The 18,429-nt window shown below is 69.6% G+C and carries 11 protein-coding genes; 8 read left to right on the forward strand and 3 right to left on the reverse strand.

Going from position 1 to position 18,429, the window contains the following annotated elements:
* Nucleotides 1–36 precede the first annotated feature (36 nt).
* From VK682_RS13345 to VK682_RS13355, 3 genes are all read right to left on the reverse strand, one after another.
* Nucleotides 37–4,296, reverse strand: a complete 4,260-nt coding sequence (locus VK682_RS13345; protein ID WP_324782054.1) for a translocation/assembly module TamB domain-containing protein — start codon at nucleotides 4,294–4,296, stop codon at nucleotides 37–39.
* Nucleotides 4,293–6,023 (reverse strand): autotransporter assembly complex protein TamA, encoded by a 1,731-nt coding sequence (locus tag VK682_RS13350; RefSeq protein ID WP_230795251.1) that lies wholly within the window; start codon nucleotides 6,021–6,023, stop codon nucleotides 4,293–4,295. Before VK682_RS13350 ends, VK682_RS13345 begins: the two co-directional genes overlap by 4 nt.
* Before the next feature lie 470 nt (nucleotides 6,024–6,493).
* Nucleotides 6,494–7,168 (reverse strand): GntR family transcriptional regulator, encoded by a 675-nt coding sequence (locus tag VK682_RS13355; protein WP_230795250.1) that lies wholly within the window; start codon nucleotides 7,166–7,168, stop codon nucleotides 6,494–6,496.
* Between the two features lie 116 nt (nucleotides 7,169–7,284).
* Between VK682_RS13355 and VK682_RS13360 the strand changes: the two genes are divergently transcribed.
* The 8 genes from VK682_RS13360 to VK682_RS13395 all read left to right on the forward strand — a co-directional run bounded on the left by VK682_RS13360 (nucleotide 7,285) and on the right by VK682_RS13395 (nucleotide 18,424).
* Nucleotides 7,285–9,384, forward strand: a complete 2,100-nt coding sequence (locus tag VK682_RS13360) for a hydantoinase/oxoprolinase family protein (protein ID WP_230795249.1) — start codon at nucleotides 7,285–7,287, stop codon at nucleotides 9,382–9,384.
* Nucleotides 9,381–10,973 carry a hydantoinase B/oxoprolinase family protein gene (locus VK682_RS13365; RefSeq protein ID WP_324782055.1) on the forward strand — a complete coding sequence of 531 codons (1,593 nt, stop codon included), beginning with the start codon at nucleotides 9,381–9,383 and terminating at the stop codon, nucleotides 10,971–10,973. The genes VK682_RS13360 and VK682_RS13365 overlap by 4 nt, the downstream gene beginning before the upstream one ends.
* A 66-nt stretch (nucleotides 10,974–11,039) precedes the next feature.
* Entirely contained in the window at nucleotides 11,040–12,572 is a 1,533-nt protein-coding gene (locus tag VK682_RS13370) for an ABC transporter substrate-binding protein (protein WP_324782056.1), read from the forward strand.
* Between the two features lie 12 nt (nucleotides 12,573–12,584).
* A complete protein-coding gene (locus tag VK682_RS13375) occupies nucleotides 12,585–13,544 on the forward strand; it encodes an ABC transporter permease (protein ID WP_324782057.1) in 960 nt (319 codons plus the stop codon).
* Entirely contained in the window at nucleotides 13,541–15,400 is a 1,860-nt protein-coding gene (locus VK682_RS13380) for a dipeptide/oligopeptide/nickel ABC transporter permease/ATP-binding protein (protein ID WP_230795245.1), read from the forward strand. The genes VK682_RS13375 and VK682_RS13380 overlap by 4 nt, the downstream gene beginning before the upstream one ends.
* The gene (locus VK682_RS13385; protein ID WP_230795244.1) at nucleotides 15,400–16,401 is read left to right on the forward strand and encodes an ABC transporter ATP-binding protein; all 1,002 of its coding nucleotides are present in this window, start codon (nucleotides 15,400–15,402) and stop codon (nucleotides 16,399–16,401) included. Before VK682_RS13380 ends, VK682_RS13385 begins: the two co-directional genes overlap by 1 nt.
* The gene (locus tag VK682_RS13390; protein ID WP_230795243.1) at nucleotides 16,398–17,111 is read left to right on the forward strand and encodes an SDR family NAD(P)-dependent oxidoreductase; all 714 of its coding nucleotides are present in this window, start codon (nucleotides 16,398–16,400) and stop codon (nucleotides 17,109–17,111) included. The genes VK682_RS13385 and VK682_RS13390 overlap by 4 nt, the downstream gene beginning before the upstream one ends.
* Nucleotides 17,108–18,424, forward strand: a complete 1,317-nt coding sequence (locus VK682_RS13395; RefSeq protein ID WP_324782058.1) for an NAD(P)/FAD-dependent oxidoreductase — start codon at nucleotides 17,108–17,110, stop codon at nucleotides 18,422–18,424. Before VK682_RS13390 ends, VK682_RS13395 begins: the two co-directional genes overlap by 4 nt.
* The last annotated feature ends 5 nt before the right edge of the window (nucleotides 18,425–18,429 follow it).

Genomic DNA, 18,429 nt, shown 5'->3' on the forward strand with positions numbered 1-18,429 from the left:
CGTCGCGCCCCCTCCCCATGGGGAGGGGGCCGTCGGTCAGTAATCCCGCTCGAAGAACACGCCCACGCCGGTATCGCCATCCGAGGTGACGCTGCCACGGGCCTTCACGCTGGGGCTGATCTGGATGTTCAGGTTGACCGAACTGTCGCCGCCTGAATCCACCTCCACATCCGTATAGACATTGTCAGAGATGTATTTCCCCAGCCGCAGGCCGGCATTGCCGTCCTCATCCGTGGTCACGTCCAGATCGTCCAGCCCGAAGCCCATGCGCAGGTTGTCGACGATGCCCGACCCACCGCGCCCGGCCAGCGTATTGACCGCAGAGGCAAGCCGCAGCGCCTGAAAGGCCGAGATGTTCTGCACGTCCTGCCCGAACAGCAGCAGCGCCAGCACCTCTTCCTCGGGGCGGGGCGGATCGGAGGAGAAGTCCACCTCGGGCGAGGTCGCCTCGCCGGTGATGGTGACGGTGATGGTGGTGCCCTCCCGTTCCGAGGTGGCGGCCACGTCCAGCGTCGGCACGAAATCCCCGGTCAGGCTCAGCCCCGCACGGTCAAGCGTCAGCCGCTGGCCAAGGATGTCGAGCCGCCCGCGGATCAGGTCGAACCGCCCCTCCGGCACGATATTCGCCGAGGTGCCCGACAGCCGCAGCTGCCCGCCCAGTTCGGCATCCAGCCCGCGCCCGCGGATGAAGATGCGCGAGGGCGCGCGGATGGTGATGTCGAGCGGCAGCACATAGGCCGGACCGCTGCGCGCCCGCGCCTGTTCCAGCAGCCCGGCCCGGGCGCGGGTTTCGCGCGCCGCAGCGGGTTCCTGAATATGGGTCAGCACGAAGCTGCGGCTGCCCGGCCCAAGCCCGGTTTCGGGGATGCGGATTTCGGCCTGTTCGATGTCGACCACCCCTGCCACGCGCGGCCCGGTCAGCAGTGGGCCGGTGACGGTCAGCCGCCCGCCCGCCTGCGCCTGATAGAGCCTGCGGTCCTGCAGCACGAGGCTGTCCAGCGCCACCGCCAGATCGGCGGTATAGGGCGCGGTCATGCCGATGGTGCCGCTGGCGCTGACCCGCCCGCCGCTGGACAGCGCACCGCCCGCGTCAAGCCGCACCTGCCCGCCGCCCAGATTGGCGGTGACATCCACGCCGGTCAGGCTGAGCGCGGGACCGGGCAGCACCACGCTGCCGCCGTTGACCGTGACCGTGCCTGACAGCGAGGACAGGGCCAGCGGCCCGTTCAGCTGCAGATCAAGCCGCGCCAGACCGTCGATCAGGTTCGGTTCCAGCAGGCGGTTGGCGAGGGCCAGCGGCACCTGCCCGGTGATGCCCAGATCGGCGCTGCCAAAGCTCTGCGCCACGCTGCCGCTGACGCGGGCCTGCGTGCCGCCGGGGGCGGTCAGATCGCCCGACACCTGCCATGGGCCGCTGCCTTGCGAGGACAGCTGCCCCTGCGCCGTGGCGCGGCCCGGAAGTTGCGGCACGAACAGCCCCAGATCGCGCAGCGCCACGTCATAGGTGATGGCGGTGCCCGCCGCCCCCAGACTGCCGCTGGCGGTGGCGGTGATTTCGGGGGTCTGCACCTCCAGCTGGCGGATGCTCAGCATGCCTTGCGCGTCGCGGGTCACATCCACCACGGCCCGACCGCTGCCGCCGATCAGCCGGTCGACGGCGGCGATGCCTGCGGCAAGGTCGCGGGTGGTCAGGTTGCCCTGCGCCGAAAGACTGCCATCGGGGATGTTGTAGCTGGCCTGCCCGTCAAAGCTGACGCGGCCCGCCAGCGGCTGGCCGGTCAGCGGGCGATAGGCGGCAAGCCGGTCCACGCCTGCGGCACCGTCAAAGGCGACGCGGCCCAGACTGCCATCGGACAGCTTTTCCACCGTCACCAGCCCCTGCGCATTCGCCGCCCCCGGGCCTTCACCGTCGAAATCCAGCCGATACTGCGTTTCCGCCTCTGCCAGCGTGCCCGACAGCCGGGCAGGGGCATCAAGCCCCACATCAGCCACGGTCGCGGTGAACTCCAGCGTGCTGCCCGGCGCGCCAAAGCTGCCCGTCGCGGTCGCCTCCAGCCCTTGGGTGCTGATCTCGGCCCGGCGCAGGGTCAGCAGCCCCTCGGCGTTGCGGTCCAGATCGACCAGCGCAAGGCCGGTGCCGCCGATGATGCGGTCCACCGCCTCGATGCCCACGGCCAGATCTTCGGTATCAAGCCGCCCCTCGGCCAGCAGCGCGCCACCGTCGAGCGTATAGCGCGCCTGCCCGTCAAAACGTGCGGCGCCCGCGATGTCGCGGCCCGCCAGCGGCGCAAAGGCCGCCAGCCGCTCCGCCGAGGCGGTGCCGTCAAAGCCCAGTTCGGTGATGCTCCCCGCCTCGGTCTTGCCTGCGGTCAGAAGGCCCGCCGCCTCGGACCCGCCGGGGCCGGTGGCGGTGAAATCGATCGCATAGCGCGCGGCGGTTTCCTCCAGCGTGCCCCGCAGGGTGGCGGGGCCGCTCAGCCCCTCCTGCACCTGCGCCAGATCGGCCAGCGTGATGTCGAAGCGCCCGGTGCTGGCATCGGTCTGCAGCGTGGCGTCGGCGGTCAGCTGCACCGACTGCCCGTCAATGGCCAGGTCGCGCAGCACGGTGCCGGTTTCGTCCCGCGCCACGGCGGCGCGCAGGGTGATGGCGCCGCGCATCAGCCCGTCCAGCTGCGGGATGCCCACGGCCAGATCCTGCGCGGTGCCGTCGGCGGTCAGATCAAACCCGCCCGCCAAGGGCTGCAGGTCGCCCGACAGCGCCACGTCCACGGCGCCCGCCAGATCGCGCCCGACAAGGCCGGAAAACCGCGCGATGTTGGCTGCATCAAGCTGCAGGTCGGGGGTGACGGTCAGCGTGTCGCCCTCAATCCCCGATACGGTGACATCGCCCCGCAGCGCCAGCCCGGCGCCGGTCAGATCGAGATCGCGCAGATACAGCGGCTCTCCCGCCTGCCAGTCGATGGCAAGGCTGCCCGCCAGCGCATCGCCCGCAGCACCGGCAAGATCTGCATCGGTGAACTCCAGCCCGCTGACATCCAGGTCCAGATCCAGCGTCACGCCGCCGGGGCTGCTGGAGCCTTCGGTCCGGCTGAGGCTGCCGCGCCCGGTCAGCGCCGCGCGCTCCAGCGTCAGATCGGGACGGTCCAGCCCTTCGGCGATCACGTCGAGCACCAGCGCGTCGCCTTGGGCAGCGTCAAAGTCCAGCGTCAGCGTGGCGCGGTCCAGCCGCGTGTCGCCCGCCTCGGTCACCAGCTGCACCGGGCTGCCATCCTGCGCCGCGATCTGCCCGTCCAGCTGCAGCAGTTCCGGCCAGCCATCGGCGGCGATGCGCGCCTGACCCGAAAGCCGGACCTGCGCGGTGTCCAGTTCCAGCACGTCGAGCGACAGCCGCCCGTCAGACCCGCGCAGCCCCTGCACCTGCAGGCTTTGCGTGGCACCCAGCAGCTCGGTCTGTCCGGGCGGCAGCAGCGGGCGCAGGTCGCCGGTCAGATCGGCGGCAAAGCGGTGGCCGTTCTCCTCGCTGCCCTGCAGGGTGATCGTGCCGCCAAAGCGGTCCTCGCCATTGGTGGCCAGCTGCAGATCCGCGGCAAAATCGTCGATGACGCCTTCGCCCTGCAGCGTCAGCGCCAGCGCGGGGGCCCCCGGCAGACCGGCCAGACGGCTGATCAGCCCGCCCTGACCCTCTTCCAGCGCCACATCCAGCGACAGCTGGCGGCTGGCATTGCCATAGCTGCCAGCCAGCCGCAGCGATCCCGCCGTGCCGTCCAGCCGGTCCACCGCCAGATCCACCGTGCCTTCGCCGCCCGCAAGCTGCGCGGATCCCTCAAGGCTCAGCGCCACCGCCTCGCCAAGGATGGGCGCGCCCAGTTCGGCGCGTTCTATGGCCAGCCTGCCGATATTCACCGACACCGGCAGGTCAGGCAGCGAAAAGCCCCGCGCCTCGGGCGAGGGCGGGGTGGCTTCGCCCTCTGGCAGCCGGTCGATCACCAGCCGCTCGGCGGAAAGCTCGTTGACCTCCAGCCGTCCGCGCAGCAGGGCGCTGCGCTGCCAGTCGAGCACGGCATTTTCCAGCGTCAGCCAGACCCCGGTCTGGTCCGCGATGGTCAGCCGTTCCAGCGAGGCCTGCGAACTCAGCGCGCCCTGAAAGCCGGTGATGCTGACCTGAAACCCTTCGCCGGACAGCGAATCCTCGATCAGCCGTTCCAGAAAACCGCCGCCCTCCTCGTCCTGAGCAGTGGCGGGCGGCGCCGTCAGCAGAAGCAGCGGCAGGAGAAGCAGAAGCAGGAAACGTTTCAAAAGGACTGTCCTATACCAAGGTAGATCTGCACGCCTTTGCCGGTATCGCCCCCCACCGGGGAGGCCACATCAAGGCGCAGCGGGCCAAGCCCGGTCTTGTAGCGCACCCCGACCCCCGCGCCGGAATGCCAGTTGCCCTCGTCATCGGGCATGCTGTCCTCGCCGACATAGCCCGCATCGGCGAACGCCACGAGCCCGAGGCTTTCGCCGATGTCCTGACGGATTTCGCCCGACAGGCCGACAAAGCTGCGCCCGCCCACATCGACGCCGTCGCGCAGGTTCACGTCCAGCGACTGATAGGGCTGGCCGCGCACCGATCCGGCCCCGCCGGAGAAGAACAGGAAATCCGGCGGGGTGTCTTCGATCTCGGGGCCGATGACCGAGCCAATCTGCAGCCGCCCGGCCAGCACCGTGCGCTCGCGTTCCCCCAGCGCGTAATAGCCGCGCAGATCGGCATAAAGCCGGGCGCCGTTGCCATCGCCATCGGTGTCCAGAAACGGCGTCGCCTCGGCGTTCACATACCAGCCATTGCGCGGATCAAGGTCACTGTCGCGGGTGTTCCATGTCAGCGACAGCGGCAGCGTCACCAGAGAGAAGCTGCGCTTGCCCAGATCATCCTCGGTTTCGGCGTAAAGATAGCCCAGCCCGATTTCCGCGCTCAGCGTGTCGCTGATCCGGCGGCTGAGCCCCGCGCCCAGTTCGACGCTGTCGGAATCATAGGCGGGCTCCTGCTCCATCGCGATCTCGCCGCGGAAGAAGGCGTCCGTCTCGGGTCCGATGGCGCCGGGCACATCCAGCCGTGCGCCCAGCCGGGCGTCGATCCCGTTGGTATTGTTGGAAATGTCGGACACTTCGGCATCGACGCGGAACCGTTCGGCCCCGCCCAGCAGGTTGCGGTGCAGCCAGAAGGTGCTGAGCGTCACGCCTTCAAGCGAGCTTAGTTCGGCGCCAAAGCCGAAGCGGCGGGGCTTGGCGTCGGTGACCTCCAGCTCCATGTCCAGCGTGCCGTCTGGGTTCGGCACCTCTGCCTCGCGCAGGGTCACGGTGGCAAAGGCGCCAGTGCGGGTCAGCCGGTCGACGCTGCGGTCGACATCCTCGGGGTCGAACATCTCGCCCTCGGGCAGGCCCGCGATGCGGCGCTGCGCGGCAGAGCGCACATAGCTGTCGCCATCGGTGTTCAGCCGTCCGAAGCGCAGGCGCGGGCCGGTATCGATGCCCAGATCCACATCCACCCGCCGTTCGGGATGCACCGCCACGACATTTTCGCGCACCAGATCGGCCTTGGCAAAGCCCAGATCGCGCCAGCCGTCGATGCCCGCCTGCGCGGCGTCGGTGATGGTGGTGGATTTGGCGCGTTCGCCACTGCGGAAATCGGCGGGCAGGTCGGTGCGCGGCGCCAGCGGCTGCAGCCGCGCCGTGCCGAACTGATAGCGCGGGCCGGAATTGATCGTCACATCCACCCGGTCGACCGTGGCAGGGGTGGAGAGCAGCGGAATCTCCGACGCCTCGCGCCCGTCCAGCCGGATCGACACCACCGGCGCGTAATAGCCGTTGGCATAAAGCGTCTCGATCACGATGCCATAATCCGACAGCGCGGCGGCAAGGATATCCTGCCCCGAGGTGCGGTCGTCTTCCTTGGCCGCGGTGAGCGCCGAAAAACTCTTGATCTGACCGCGCAGATCCTCCGCCAGACCGGGAGTGGAGAAATTGAGAGCCTCAAAAGCCACGGCGGGGGCACCCGCAAGGCCGAGGGCAACAGCAAGGGCAAGGGATCTGTGCCTGACGGGCAATGGTCTGTCCTTTCGCAGGTGCATGACGCGACCTTAGACCAGAGGTGACGCGCAAGAAAGCTCTGACAAGGCACGTGGTCCCGACTGTGGGCGGAAGGTCGCGGCTGACCTGCCGCGCTGCGGGCAGAGGCGTGGGCGGAGGGGCTTTGGCGGCGGGCGTCGTGCGGGGCCGCGCGCCGGGGCTGGCGGGGCCTGCGGCGGATCAAGGCTCTGGAATGGAGACATAAATTCCGCCGCTGGCGGGGCGGAGGGCGGCGCAAGATAAGAAATTTCTTCTCTGTCACAAAAGTTTTGGATTGGACGCGGGCGGCGGCGGGGGTGTCCGATGGCGCGGCAGGCGGGGCCGCTCCGGGCCCCGCGCCCCGAAGCCGGAGACCGCCACCATGCGTTCCAAGCCGCAGCCCGCCTCAGCCCGGAACCGGTCCCTGTCCGGGCAGGCCGCGAAAGAGCTGCGGCAGCGGCTGCAGGTGCCGGTCCAGAAGCGCCAGCGCCGCCGCCTCGTCATGCGTCTGCAGCGCGGCGATCAGGTCGCGATGTTCGGCCTCGATCCGGGCGGTCTTGCCCAGCCCGCTCTGCAGCGACAGCATCGACATGCGCATGAGGTTGGCCTGCAGGTTGTCGAAAACCTGTACCAGCACGGTATTGCCCGCCGCCGCCACGATGGCCTGATGAAACCGCCGGTTCAGATCGACGCAGGCCAGCAGGTTGTCCGCCGACACCGCCTCGTGCTGGTCGCAGAGATCCGACAGCAGGGCGGGAACCGGGCGCGCCTCGCGGCAGATGCGGCGCACGGCATGGCTTTCGACCATCAGCCGCACCTCGTGCAGGTCGCGCAGTTCAGTGCCGGTCAGCGGCTTGACCATGGCGCCGCGGCGCGGATGCAGGTCCAGAAACCCCTCCGCCGCCAGCCGGTTCAGCGCCTCGCGCACCGGGGTGCGCGACACGCCGGTGACTTCGCAGGCCAGCGCCTCTTCGATGAAGCTGCCGGGCGGGAAGGTGCCCTGCAGCAGCCCGGCGCGAATCCCGTCATAGGCGCGGTCGCGGGCGGTGGGGCTTTCCCTGATCTCGACAGGGCGGGTCATTGCGCATCTCCTTGGCGGTCTGGGGCCGACACTTCGGGATCTGGCACGAAATGGTCGACAAAGGTGACGTGGTCTTATTGTATACACGAGGTAGACTCCAGAGGGAGGAAGGTCGCATGATGGATGGCGCACAGGATCTGACGGGCGCGGCCCGCTGGCGGGTCGGGGTCGATTCGGGGGGCACTTTCACCGATGTCTGCCTTTTCGATCAGCAGAGCGGGCGCATCGCGGTGTGGAAAGTCTCCTCGACCCCGGATGATCCGTCGCGCGGCATCGCGCAGGGTGTCGAGGAAGGCATGCGCGAGGAAGCGGGGGCAGGGGACGATCCCGCCGCCGCCATCACCTATCTGGGCCATGGCACCACGGTGGCCACCAATGCGCTCATCACCCATCGCGGCGCCAAGGTCGGGCTGCTGACCACCGGCGGGTTCCGCGACCTGCTGGAAATCGGGCGGCAGAAGCGCCCCGATCTTTACGACCTCTTTGCCGCCAAGCCGCCGGTGCTGGTGCCGCGCGACCTGCGCTTCGAGGTGGCCGAACGGCTGAGCCATGACGGCGCCGTGGTCACGCCGCTGGACGAGGACGCGGTGCGCCGCGCCGCCCGTGCGCTGGCAGAGGCGGGGGTGCAGGCGGTGGCGGTCTGTTTCCTGTATGCCTTCGTCAACCCGGCCCATGAACAGACGGCCAAGCGCATTCTGGCAGAGGAACTGCCGGGCGTGTTCCTGTGCGCCAGCCATGAAATCGCGCCGGAATTCCGCGAATTCGAACGGCTGTCGACCGCCACGGTCAATGCCTATCTTGGCCCGATCATGCACCGCTATATCAGCCGCCTGTCGCCGCGGCTTGCCGATCTGGGCCTGCCGGTGGCGCCGCATCTGACCCAGTCCAATGGCGGGGTGGTGCGGTTCGAGGTGGCGGCGGAAACCCCGGTGCGCGCGGTGCTCTCCGGCCCCTCCACCGGGGTGGTGGCGGCGCAGGCCATCGGGCAGCGCTCGGGCTTTCCCGACATCATCACCTTCGACATGGGCGGCACCTCGTCGGATGTGGCGCTGATGGCGGGCGGGCAGACCGCGCAGACCAATGAAAGCGTGGTGCATGGCTATCCGATCAAGGCGCCGATGCTCGACATTCACACCGTGGGGGCGGGGGGCGGCTCCATCGCGTCGATCGACAGCGGCGGGCTGCTGAAGGTCGGACCCGAAAGCGCCGGGGCCGATCCCGGGCCGGTCTGTTACGGGCGCGGCGCGACCGAGCCCACCGTGACCGATGCCAATATCGTGCTGCAGGTGCTGAACCCCACCCATCTGCTCAATGGCCGGATGAAGGTGAACCGCGATCTGGCGGTGGCCGCCATCGGCCAGATGGCCGACCGGCTGGAGATGGGCGCCATGGACGTGGCGCAGGGCATCATCTCCGTTGTCACCGCCAACATGGCCAAGGCGATCCGGGTGATCTCGGTCCAGCGCGGCCATGATCCGCGCGATTACGCGCTGATGGCCTTTGGCGGGGCGGGGCCGCTGCATGCGGTGCGGCTGGCGCAGGAACTGGGCATGTCCACCGTGATCGTGCCGCGCAGCCCCGGCATCCTCTGCGCCATGGGCCTGCTGCTGACCGACCTGCGCGCCGATTTCGCCACCACGCGGCTCGCCCCGCTGGAAAGCGCAGAGCGCGCCACGCTGGCCGAGACGCTGGCGCGGGTCGAGGCCGAAGCGAATGGCTGGTTCGAAGCCGAAGCCATCGCCGCCGACCAGCGCCGCCTGACCCGCCGCATCGACATGCGCTACGAGGGGCAGAATTACGAACTCTCCATCCCGGTGCCCGAGGGTCCGGTGACCGAGACAACGCTGGAAACCCTGCGCGCCGGCTTCACCGAGGCGCACCGCCGCATGTATGGCTTTGCCGCCCCCGAGGAACGCATCCTCTGCGTCACCTTCCGGGCCGAGGCGCTGGGACTGGTGCAGAAGGCCGAACTGCCCGAACGCCCGCTTGGGGCAGAGGACGCGTCAGGCGCCATCACCGGCAGCCGCGAAGTCTGGTTCCCCGAAACCCGCGCCTTCACCGAAACGCAGCTTTACGCCCGCGACCTGCTGGCGCCGGGCATGCGCTTTGCCGGGCCTGCCATCGTCGAACAGATGGACACCACCACGCTGATCCCGCCCGGCGTCACCGCCCGGGTGGACGAGATCGACACCCTGATTCTGGAGCTGCCGCGATGACCCGACCCGCCCTTGACCCGATCACGGTGGAGGTGATCGGCGCTGCCCTGTCCTCGATCGTCGAGGAGACCGGCGAGGCGCTGGTGCGCGCCTCCTATTCCACCAACATCAAGGAACGCCGCGACTGTTCCACGGCACTCTTCGACCGCGAGGGCCGGACGCTGTGTCAGGCCGAACATATCCCGGTGCATCTGGGCAGCTTTCTGGATTTCATCCCCTTCGTGCTGGCCAGCCACGATCCCGCCGACATGCGCCCCGGCGACGTGTTTGTGGGCAATGACGCCTATTGCGGCGGCGGCACCCATCTGCCCGACATCGTGCTGGCCGAGCCGATCTTTGTCGACGGCACGCTGGCCGCATGGACGGTGAACCTTGCGCATCATTCGGATTTTGTCGACCGCGCCCATGCCCATATCTATCAGGAGGGGCTGCGCATCCCGCCGATCCGGCTCTATCGGGCGGGGGAGCTGCAGAAGGACGTGCAGGATCTGATCCTGCTCAACTGTCAGGTGCCGCGCGAGCGTCTGTCCGACCTGCGCGCGCAGATGGCGGCGAACCGGGTGGGGGTGCAGCGGTTTCAGGATCTCTGCGCGCGGCACGGGGTCGACACGGTGCTGGCCTCGGGCGAGGCGCTGCTGGATTATGCCGAACGCAAGATGCGCGCGGGGCTTGCAGCCCTGCCGGACGGGTGCTGGCGGTTCGAGGATGTGTTCGACACGCTGGATTTTGACGAGCCCATCCCGCTGGCCGTCACCGTGACAATCACCGGCGAGGACATCGCGCTGGAGTTCGAAGCACCGCCGCAGGTGCGCTCCGGCATCAACATGACGCGCACAGCACTGCTGGCCACCGCCTATTACATCGTGAAATCCGTGGTCGATCCCAGCGTGCTGCCCAATGCGGGGCTGGCGCGGCCCATCACCGTGACCGCCCCGGACGGATCCATCGTCAGCTGCGCCCATCCGGCGGCGGTCAATGGCCGGGTGCAGACCTGCCAGCGCGTCGCCGACCTGATCCTTGGCGCGCTGGCGCAGGCGGTGCCCGACCGTGTCTCGGCCTGCACCAATTCCACCTGCACCGTGGCGCTGTTTTCCGGCACGCGGCAGAGCGGCCCGCAAAAGGGGCTTTACTGGGTCTATCTGGAAACCATCGGCGGCGGTGGCGGCGCCCGCCCCGATGCCGATGGGCTCGACGGCATCCATGTTCATGCCACCAACACCTCCAACCTGCCGGTGGAGGCGCTGGAGGTGGAATATCCGCTGATCCTTGAACGCTACGAACTGGTGGACGGATCGGCAGGGGCGGGGCGGTTCCGTGGCGGCATGGGCCTGCGCCGGGTCTATCGCGCCACCGAAGAGTGCATGGTCCGCGTCGACATCTCGCGCAACCTGTCGCGGTCCTGGGGTCTTCTGGGCGGCGGTCCGGGCGGGCATGGCGGCTTTGTCACCAGCCCCGGCACCGCCCCGTTCCATCGCGGCCATGGCAGCCTGCGCCCCGGCGAATGGCTGGAGGTCATCACCCCCGGTGGCGGCGGCTACGGCCCCGCCGAGGAGGATCCGTCAAAAGAGACAGCGCTGGCCGCCGAATAGCCGCCCGCCGCATCCCGTTCCCCCGCAAGGGCCGACAAGAGCCCCCACCCAGCAAGGAGACATCACATGACCAATGGACTGAACCGCCGGGGCTTTCTGGCCTCCACCGCCGCCGCCGCGGGCACGCTGGCCTTTCTGGGGCCGCGCAGGCTCCATGCGCAGGAGGGCGGCACGCTGCGCTTTGCGCTCTCCGCCTACCCGCCCAGCTTTGACGCATGGGCCTCGACCGGCACGGCGGCGGGCACCATCAAGCTGATGATGCATCGCGGGCTGGTCAGCTACGGCCCCGATGGCGCGCTGCGCGGCGAACTGGCCGAAAGCTGGGAAGCCGATGACGAGGGCGCATGGGTGTTCAAGCTGCGCGAGGCCACATGGCACGATGGCAGCCCGGTGACCGCCGCCGATGTGGCATGGACCGTGGCCGAGGTGGCCAAGCCCGACAGCGCCGCCTTCCGTCAGGGCCAGCTGTCGCTGATCACCGCGGTGGAAACCCCTGACGAGCGCACCGTGCGCATGGTCACCGCCGAACCGCTGGCGGTGCTGCCCGGCTGGTTCGCCCATTATCACATGCCCATCCTCAAGGAGGGAGAGCCGCGCGACACCACCATCGGCGCGGGCCCCTTCACGCTGGAGTCCACCGAACGCGGCGTGTCGCTGAGCCTCAAGGCCTTTGACGGCTATTACAAGGAAGGCCTGCCCAAGCTCGCCGGGATCGAGGCCACGGTCTATGCCGATGAAAACCTGCGCGTCGCCGCGCTGGAAGCCGGCGATGTGGATCTGTCGGAATATGTGCCGTGGCAGGCCATGGCGCAGGTGGAGGAGAGCGACGCGCTGAAACTCGACAGCGTCGACGGTCCCTTCATGTATCTGACCTTCAACGCCAGCCGCCCGCCCTTCGACAACCCGCTGGTGCGCCGCGCCGTGGCCCATGCCATCAAGCGCGAGGATATCGTGGCCGCTGCCTTCTACAACCGGGGCGGCGCGCTGGCGCATCTGCCCATTGCCGAAGGGTCTGAATTCTACAATCCCGAATTCGCCGACGCATGGGCCTATGATCCCGAAAAGGCGCAGGCGCTGCTGGCCGAGGCGGGCTATCCCGACGGGTTCGACTGCGCGCTGCTGTCGACCGCGCAATACGGCATGCACCAGTCCACCGCCGAGGTCTGTCAGGCCTATCTGTCCATGGTGGGCATCAACGCGCAGCTTGACCTGCCGGAATGGTCGAGCCGGGTGCAGAAGGGCAACGAGGGCAGCTATGATCTGGCGGTCATGGGCACCACCGCCGACAACAACGATCCCGACGGGCTGGTGAACGTGCTCGACGGCTCGCTGCCCGAAAGTTTCGTGCGCAGCTATGGCATCGACACGCCGGAGATCAGCGCGCTTTTCGCCAAGGGCCGCGCCACCTTCGATCCCGAGGAACGCCGCGCCATCTACCGCGAGATGGAACAGGTGGCCATCGACACCGCCCCCATCGCCGGGCTTGCATGGCGCGCGCAGGGCTATGGCATGAAGTCGAACGTCGAGGGCTTCACCAACATGCCCGGCCAGCTGACCTTCTATTCCGGCATCACGCTGGAAGAGACGTTCTTCGGCTGATCCGGTCCAGACATGCTCAGATACATCGCATACCGGAGCCTGATCGCGCTCTTTCTGGTCTGGCTCGTCGTCAGTCTGGTGTTCCTGCTGCTGCACCTGATCCCCGGCGATCCGGCGGAACTGCTGCTCAGTCAGGGCAACATCGCCGCCGATCCGCAGGCGGTGGCGGCGCTGCGCGAGAAGATGGGGCTGAACGCGCCGCTCTGGCAGCAATATATCGAGCATGTCACCGGGGTTCTGACCGGGGATCTGGGCGGGTCGTTCCGCGACGGCGCGCCCGTGATGGAACAGATCCTGCTGCGCCTGCCGCGCACGCTGGAGGTGATCCTTGCCGCCGCCTTCCTTGCCGCGCTGTTCGGCGTGCCCTTGGGCACCTATGCGGCGATCCGCGCCGACGGCAAGATCGATGCCTTTGTCTCGCTCCTGTCCTCGGTGGCGCTGTCCACCCCGGTCTTTGTGGTGGGCTCGGTGGTCATCCTGATCTTCGCGCAGCAGCTGCAATGGCTGCCCGCAGGCGGCTTCGTGCCATTTTCCGAGGATCCGGTGCAGCATCTGAAGCTGCTGATCCTGCCTGCGGGGGCGGTGGGGCTCAGCGTCTGGGCGGTCATCACCCGCATGACCCGCGCCTCCGTGCTGGAGGTGCTGCAGCGCGACTATGTGCGCACCGCCCGGGCCAAGGGCCTGCCCCGCGGGCCGATCCTGCGCCGCCATGTGGTGCGCAACGCGCTGATCCCGGTGCTGACCGTGCTGGGGCTGGAGATGGGCACGCTGATCGGCGGCACGGTGCTGGTGGAATTCGTGTTCAACTGGCCGGGCCTGTCAGGCTATCTGGTCGCCGCCGTCGATGCCCGCGACTACCCCGAGGTGGTGGGCATCGTCATGGTCATCTCCGTGCTCTTCGTCTTTCTCAACCTGCTGGTCGATGTGGTGAACGCGCTGCTTGACCCGCGCATCTCGCTGGGGGCGTCATGAGCCGGGCCGCGCGCAAGCTGATCCTGCCGGGGATCCTCGTGGGGCTTCTGGTGGCGGTGGTGCTGCTGGCCCCGGTGCTGCCCTTGGCCGATGTCCGGATGATGGATGTGCCGGGGCGCTTTTCCGGCCCCTCGGCAGAGCACTGGCTGGGGCAGGACGAATTTGGCCGCGACGTGCTGGCGCGGCTGATCTGGGGCGGGCGCGCCTCGCTGTTCATCGCGGTGGGATCGGCGCTGGCCGCCGCCGTGCTGGGCACCACGCTGGGCCTGCTCGGCGGCTATTTCCGCGGCGTGGTGGAACTGGTCACCGTCCGCGCCTCCGAGGTGATCCTGTGCTTGCCGCCGCTCCTGCTGGCGCTGCTGGTGGTCACCCTGCTGGGCGCGGGGACCGGGCCGCTGATCCTTGCGCTGACGCTGCTTTACACGCCCAACTATGCCCGCGTGGTCTATGCCGCGACGCTGCAGGTCCGCTCTCTGGATTTTGTCACCGCGCAGCGCGCCATGGGGGCGCATCCGCTGGCGATCCTGACCCGCACCATCCTGCCCAACGTGCTGCCGCCGCTTCTGGTGCAGATGTCGCTGGTGGTGGCCTCGGCCATGGTGATCGAAAGCGGGCTCAGCTTTCTGGGGCTGGGCGTGGTGCCGCCCACACCATCCTGGGGCCTGATGATCCGCGCCGCGCGCGGCGCGATGGAGGTGGCGCCGATGCTGCTGGTCTGGCCGTCGCTGGCGCTGGCGGGCACCATCCTGTCGTTCAACCTGCTGTGTGACCGGCTGCAGTCGGTGCTGGATCCGCGCCAGATCACGGCGGGCGGCGCGCTGTGGCTGCACCGCCCCGCGCGGAAGGCGGCCGCCGCGCCGCAGCCTGCCGCCCCCGACGCGCCGCTGCTGCGGATCCGCGATCTGGCCATCGCGGTAGAAGGGCCGCGCCACGGGCTTGATCTGGTGCGCCGCGCCGATGTCACCGTGCGGCCCGGGCAGACCGTGGCGCTGGTGGGTGAATCCGGCTCCGGCAAGACCCTGACCAGCCTCGCGCTGATGGGGCTGCTGCCCGACCGGCTGGCGGTCACCGGCGGAGAGGCGTTTTACACCACGCGCGAGGGCACCACGGTCGATCTGGCGCAGCTTGATGACGAGGGCTTCCGCCGCCTGCGCAGCACCGAGATCTCCATGGTGTTTCAGGATGCCGCCGCCGCGCTGAACCCGGTGCTGCGCATCGGCGACCAGCTGGCCGAAACCCTGCGCGTGGCGGGCATGCCCGAGGCGGGCATCCCCGCGCGCGTCGTCGATCTGCTGCGGCAGGTGGGCATCCCCGACCCCGAGCGCCGCTGCCGCGCCTATCCGCATGAACTGTCGGGCGGGCAGCGCCAGCGCGCGATGATCGCGCTGGCGGTTGCAAACAGCCCCCGGCTGCTGCTGGCGGACGAGCCGACCACCGCGCTCGATCCCACCATTCAGGCGCAGATCCTGCAGCTGTTCCTGCAGCTGAAACGCGACACGCCCGGCATGGGGCTGGTGTTTGTCACCCATGATCTGGCGGTGGTGGCGGAAATCGCCGACCGCGTCGTGGTGATGTATGCGGGCGAGGTGGTGGAACAGGGCCCGGTGGCCGAGGTGTTCGCCCGCCCGCGCCATCCCTATACCGCCGCGCTCATCGCCTCGGTCCCCGAAGGCGGGGCGGAGCGGCTGGTGGCGATCCCCGGTTCGGTGCCGCCGCCCCATGCCATGCCGCCCGGCTGCCGGTTCGCGCCGCGCTGCGATTTTGCCCGCCCGCTCTGCGAGGCAGCAGCCCCCGTGGCCAGCGCCCCCGCAGAGGGCCGCAGCACCCGCTGCATCCGCTGGAAGGAGGTCACCTGATGTTCGATCTGGGCACATCCCCCGCCCCGCTGGTGGAGGCGCAGGCCCTTGGCCGCAACTTCCCGCAGCGGCAGGGGCTTCTGGGACGGGCGCGCGACATCTGGGCGGTGCGCGACGTGACGCTGGCCATCGCGCGCGGCGAAACCGTGGGCGTTGTTGGGGAATCGGGCTGCGGCAAGTCCACGCTGGGCCGCATGATGATGGGGCTTGATGCGCCCACCACCGGCGCCGTGCGCTTTGACGGGCGCGACCTTGATACGGTGCGCGGGCCGGACCGGCGCAGGCTGGCACGGCGGATGCAGATGGTGTTTCAGGATCCCTTCGGCTCGCTTGATCCGCGCCGCAGCGTCGGCGCGCAGGTGGGCGACGGGCTGCGCATCCATGGCATCGTCCCGCCCGCCGAAATCGGCGCCGAGGTGGCGCGGCTGCTGGATCAGGTCGGTCTGCCCGCCAGTGCCGCGTCGCGCCGTCCGCATGAATTTTCCGGCGGCCAGCGCCAGCGCGTCGCCGTGGCCCGCGCCCTGTCGACCCGCCCGGATTTTATCGTGGCCGACGAGCCGGTTTCGGCGCTCGACGTCTCCATTCAGGCGCAGGTGGTGAACCTGCTGATGGATCTGCGCCGCGATCTGGATCTTGCCATGCTGTTCATCAGCCATGACCTGCATGTGGTGCGCCATCTCTGCACCCGCATCGTGGTCATGTATCTGGGCCGTATCGTGGAAGAAGGCCCCGCCGCGCAGGTGTTCGGCACGCCCGCGCATCCCTATACCCGTGCGCTGCTGACCGCCACGCCCTCGCTGCAGCCGCGCAGGCGCGAGGCGGGGTTCGACGTGCTGCCCGGGGAACTGCCCAGCCCCGCCAATCCGCCCTCGGGCTGTCCGTTCCGCACCCGCTGTCCGCTGGCCGAAGCCGCCTGCGCCGAGGCCGTGCCCGAGTTCCGCGAGATCGGGCCGGGCTGGCAGGCCGCCTGCATCAAGGCCCGCCCGGAGTCCGTGGCATGACCGCCCCCGTCGCTGTCCTGACCGGGGCAAGCCGGGGCATCGGCGCCGCCATCGCGCGCGAGCTTGCGGCGCGGGGGCATCAGCTGGTGCTGGGGCTGCGCGATCCCGACGCGCTGCCCGGGGATCTGGCGGCGCTGGATCCGCTGGTGGTGCGCTATGACGCCACCGACCCCGCCGCCGCCCGCGCGCTGGCCGGGGCCGCAGAGCAGCGGTTTGGCCGTCTCGACGTGCTGGTGCTGAGCGCGGGCATCAGCGGCCCGCTGGAGCTGCGCCCCGATCCGCCGCAGCCCGATGCCGAGATGGAAGAGATGCTGGAGCAGCTTCTGGCCGTCAACGTCAAGGCGCCGTTCCGGCTGGTGCGTGCGGCGCTGCCCGCGCTCTGCCGCTCGGGGCGGGGGCGGGTGGTGGTGCTGGCCTCGCTGTCGGGCAAGCGGGTGCTGGGGCTGAACGCGGGCTATCAGATGACCAAACATGCCGCCGTGGCGCTGACCCATGCGGCGCGGCGCGCGGGCTGGGACGAGGGCCTGCGCGCCTGCGCCGTCTGCCCCGGCTTTGTCGCCACCGACATGACGCTGCGCCACGACCTGCCACGCAGCGAGATCACCCAGCCAGAGGATCTGGCGCATCTGGTGGCCGAGGTGGTGGCGCTGCCCAACACCGCCAGCGTGCCGGAACTGCTGGTCAACTGGCGTTACGAGGCGGGCGCATGACGCGGCCTGTCGTGCAGGAGGTGGCGGGGGATGCCAGCCTGCCACGTGCGGTGGATCTGGTGGTGATCGGCGGCGGCATCCTTGGCGTGTCGGCGGCACTTTGGGCCGCCGAGCAGGGCCACAGCGTCGCCCTGCTGGAAAAGGGCCGGATCGCGGGCGAACAGTCCAGCCGCAACTGGGGCTGGGTGCGGCGCATGGGCCGGGCCGTGGCGGAATATCCGCTTGGCATCGAAAGCCTGCGGATCTGGCAGGGGCTCAACGCGCGCATCGGGCAGGAGACCGGCTTTCGCCGCAGCGGCATCGTCTATTCCGGACAAAGCGCGCGGCAGCTGGCATGGCTGGCGACTGTCGAACGGGACGCCGCGCAGTTCGGCCTTGCGGTGCGGCGGCTCAGCCGGGCCGAGCTTGCAGAGCAGTTTCCCGGCGCCCGTCTGCGCGACACCGAGGCCGTGATGACCGAGGAAGACGGGCGCGCCGAACCTGCCCTTGCCGCCCCCGCGCTGGCCGAGGCGGCGCGCCGCGCGGGGGCGCATGTGCTGACTGGCTGCGCCGCGCGGGCGCTTGATCTGTCCGCCGGGCGTGTCAGCGGGGTTGTCACCGAACGCGGGCGCATCGCCTGCGATGCGGTGATCCTTGCAGGCGGGGCATGGTCGCGGCTTTTTGCCGGCAATCACGGGCTTGATCTGCCGCAGCTCAGGGTGCGCAGTTCGGTGCTGGCCACACGACCGCTGCCGGGCGGGCCCCGTCATGCCTTGGGCAATGGCGCGTTCGGCCTGCGGCCCCGGCTGGATGGCGGCTATACGCTCGCGCGGCGGGGCAGGGCGGCGGTGCAGATCACGCCCGACGCCTTTCGCCTGCTGCCTGATTTCCTGCCCGGCCTGCGCCGCAACCGGCACGAACTGGCGCTGACGCTGGATCACGGGCTGTGGCAGGGCGCCACCACCCCGCGCCGCTGGAGCGCGGAGGCGGTCACCCCGTTCGAACGCTGCCGGGTGCTTGATCCCGAACCGCAGCAGCACGCGCTGGGGCAGGCGATGCGCGAGGTGCGCGCGGTCTTTCCGGTCTTTGTGCAGGCGCGGGTGGCGCAAAGCTGGGGCGGCATCATCGACGTGACCCCGGATGGCGTGCCGATCCTTGACCACGCCCCCGGCCTGCCCGGTCTGGTCATCGCCACCGGCTGTTCGGGGCACGGGTTCGGCATCGGTCCCGGCGCGGGCCAGCTTGCGGCGGAACTGGCCACCGGCGCCGCGCCGCTGGTCGATCCGGCGCCCTTCCGGCTGGCCCGTTTCGAACGCGGCGCCCCCGCCGGATGAGGGGG

The organism is Salipiger marinus, from assembly GCF_035481585.1.
Taxonomy (GTDB): domain Bacteria; phylum Pseudomonadota; class Alphaproteobacteria; order Rhodobacterales; family Rhodobacteraceae; genus Salipiger; species Salipiger marinus.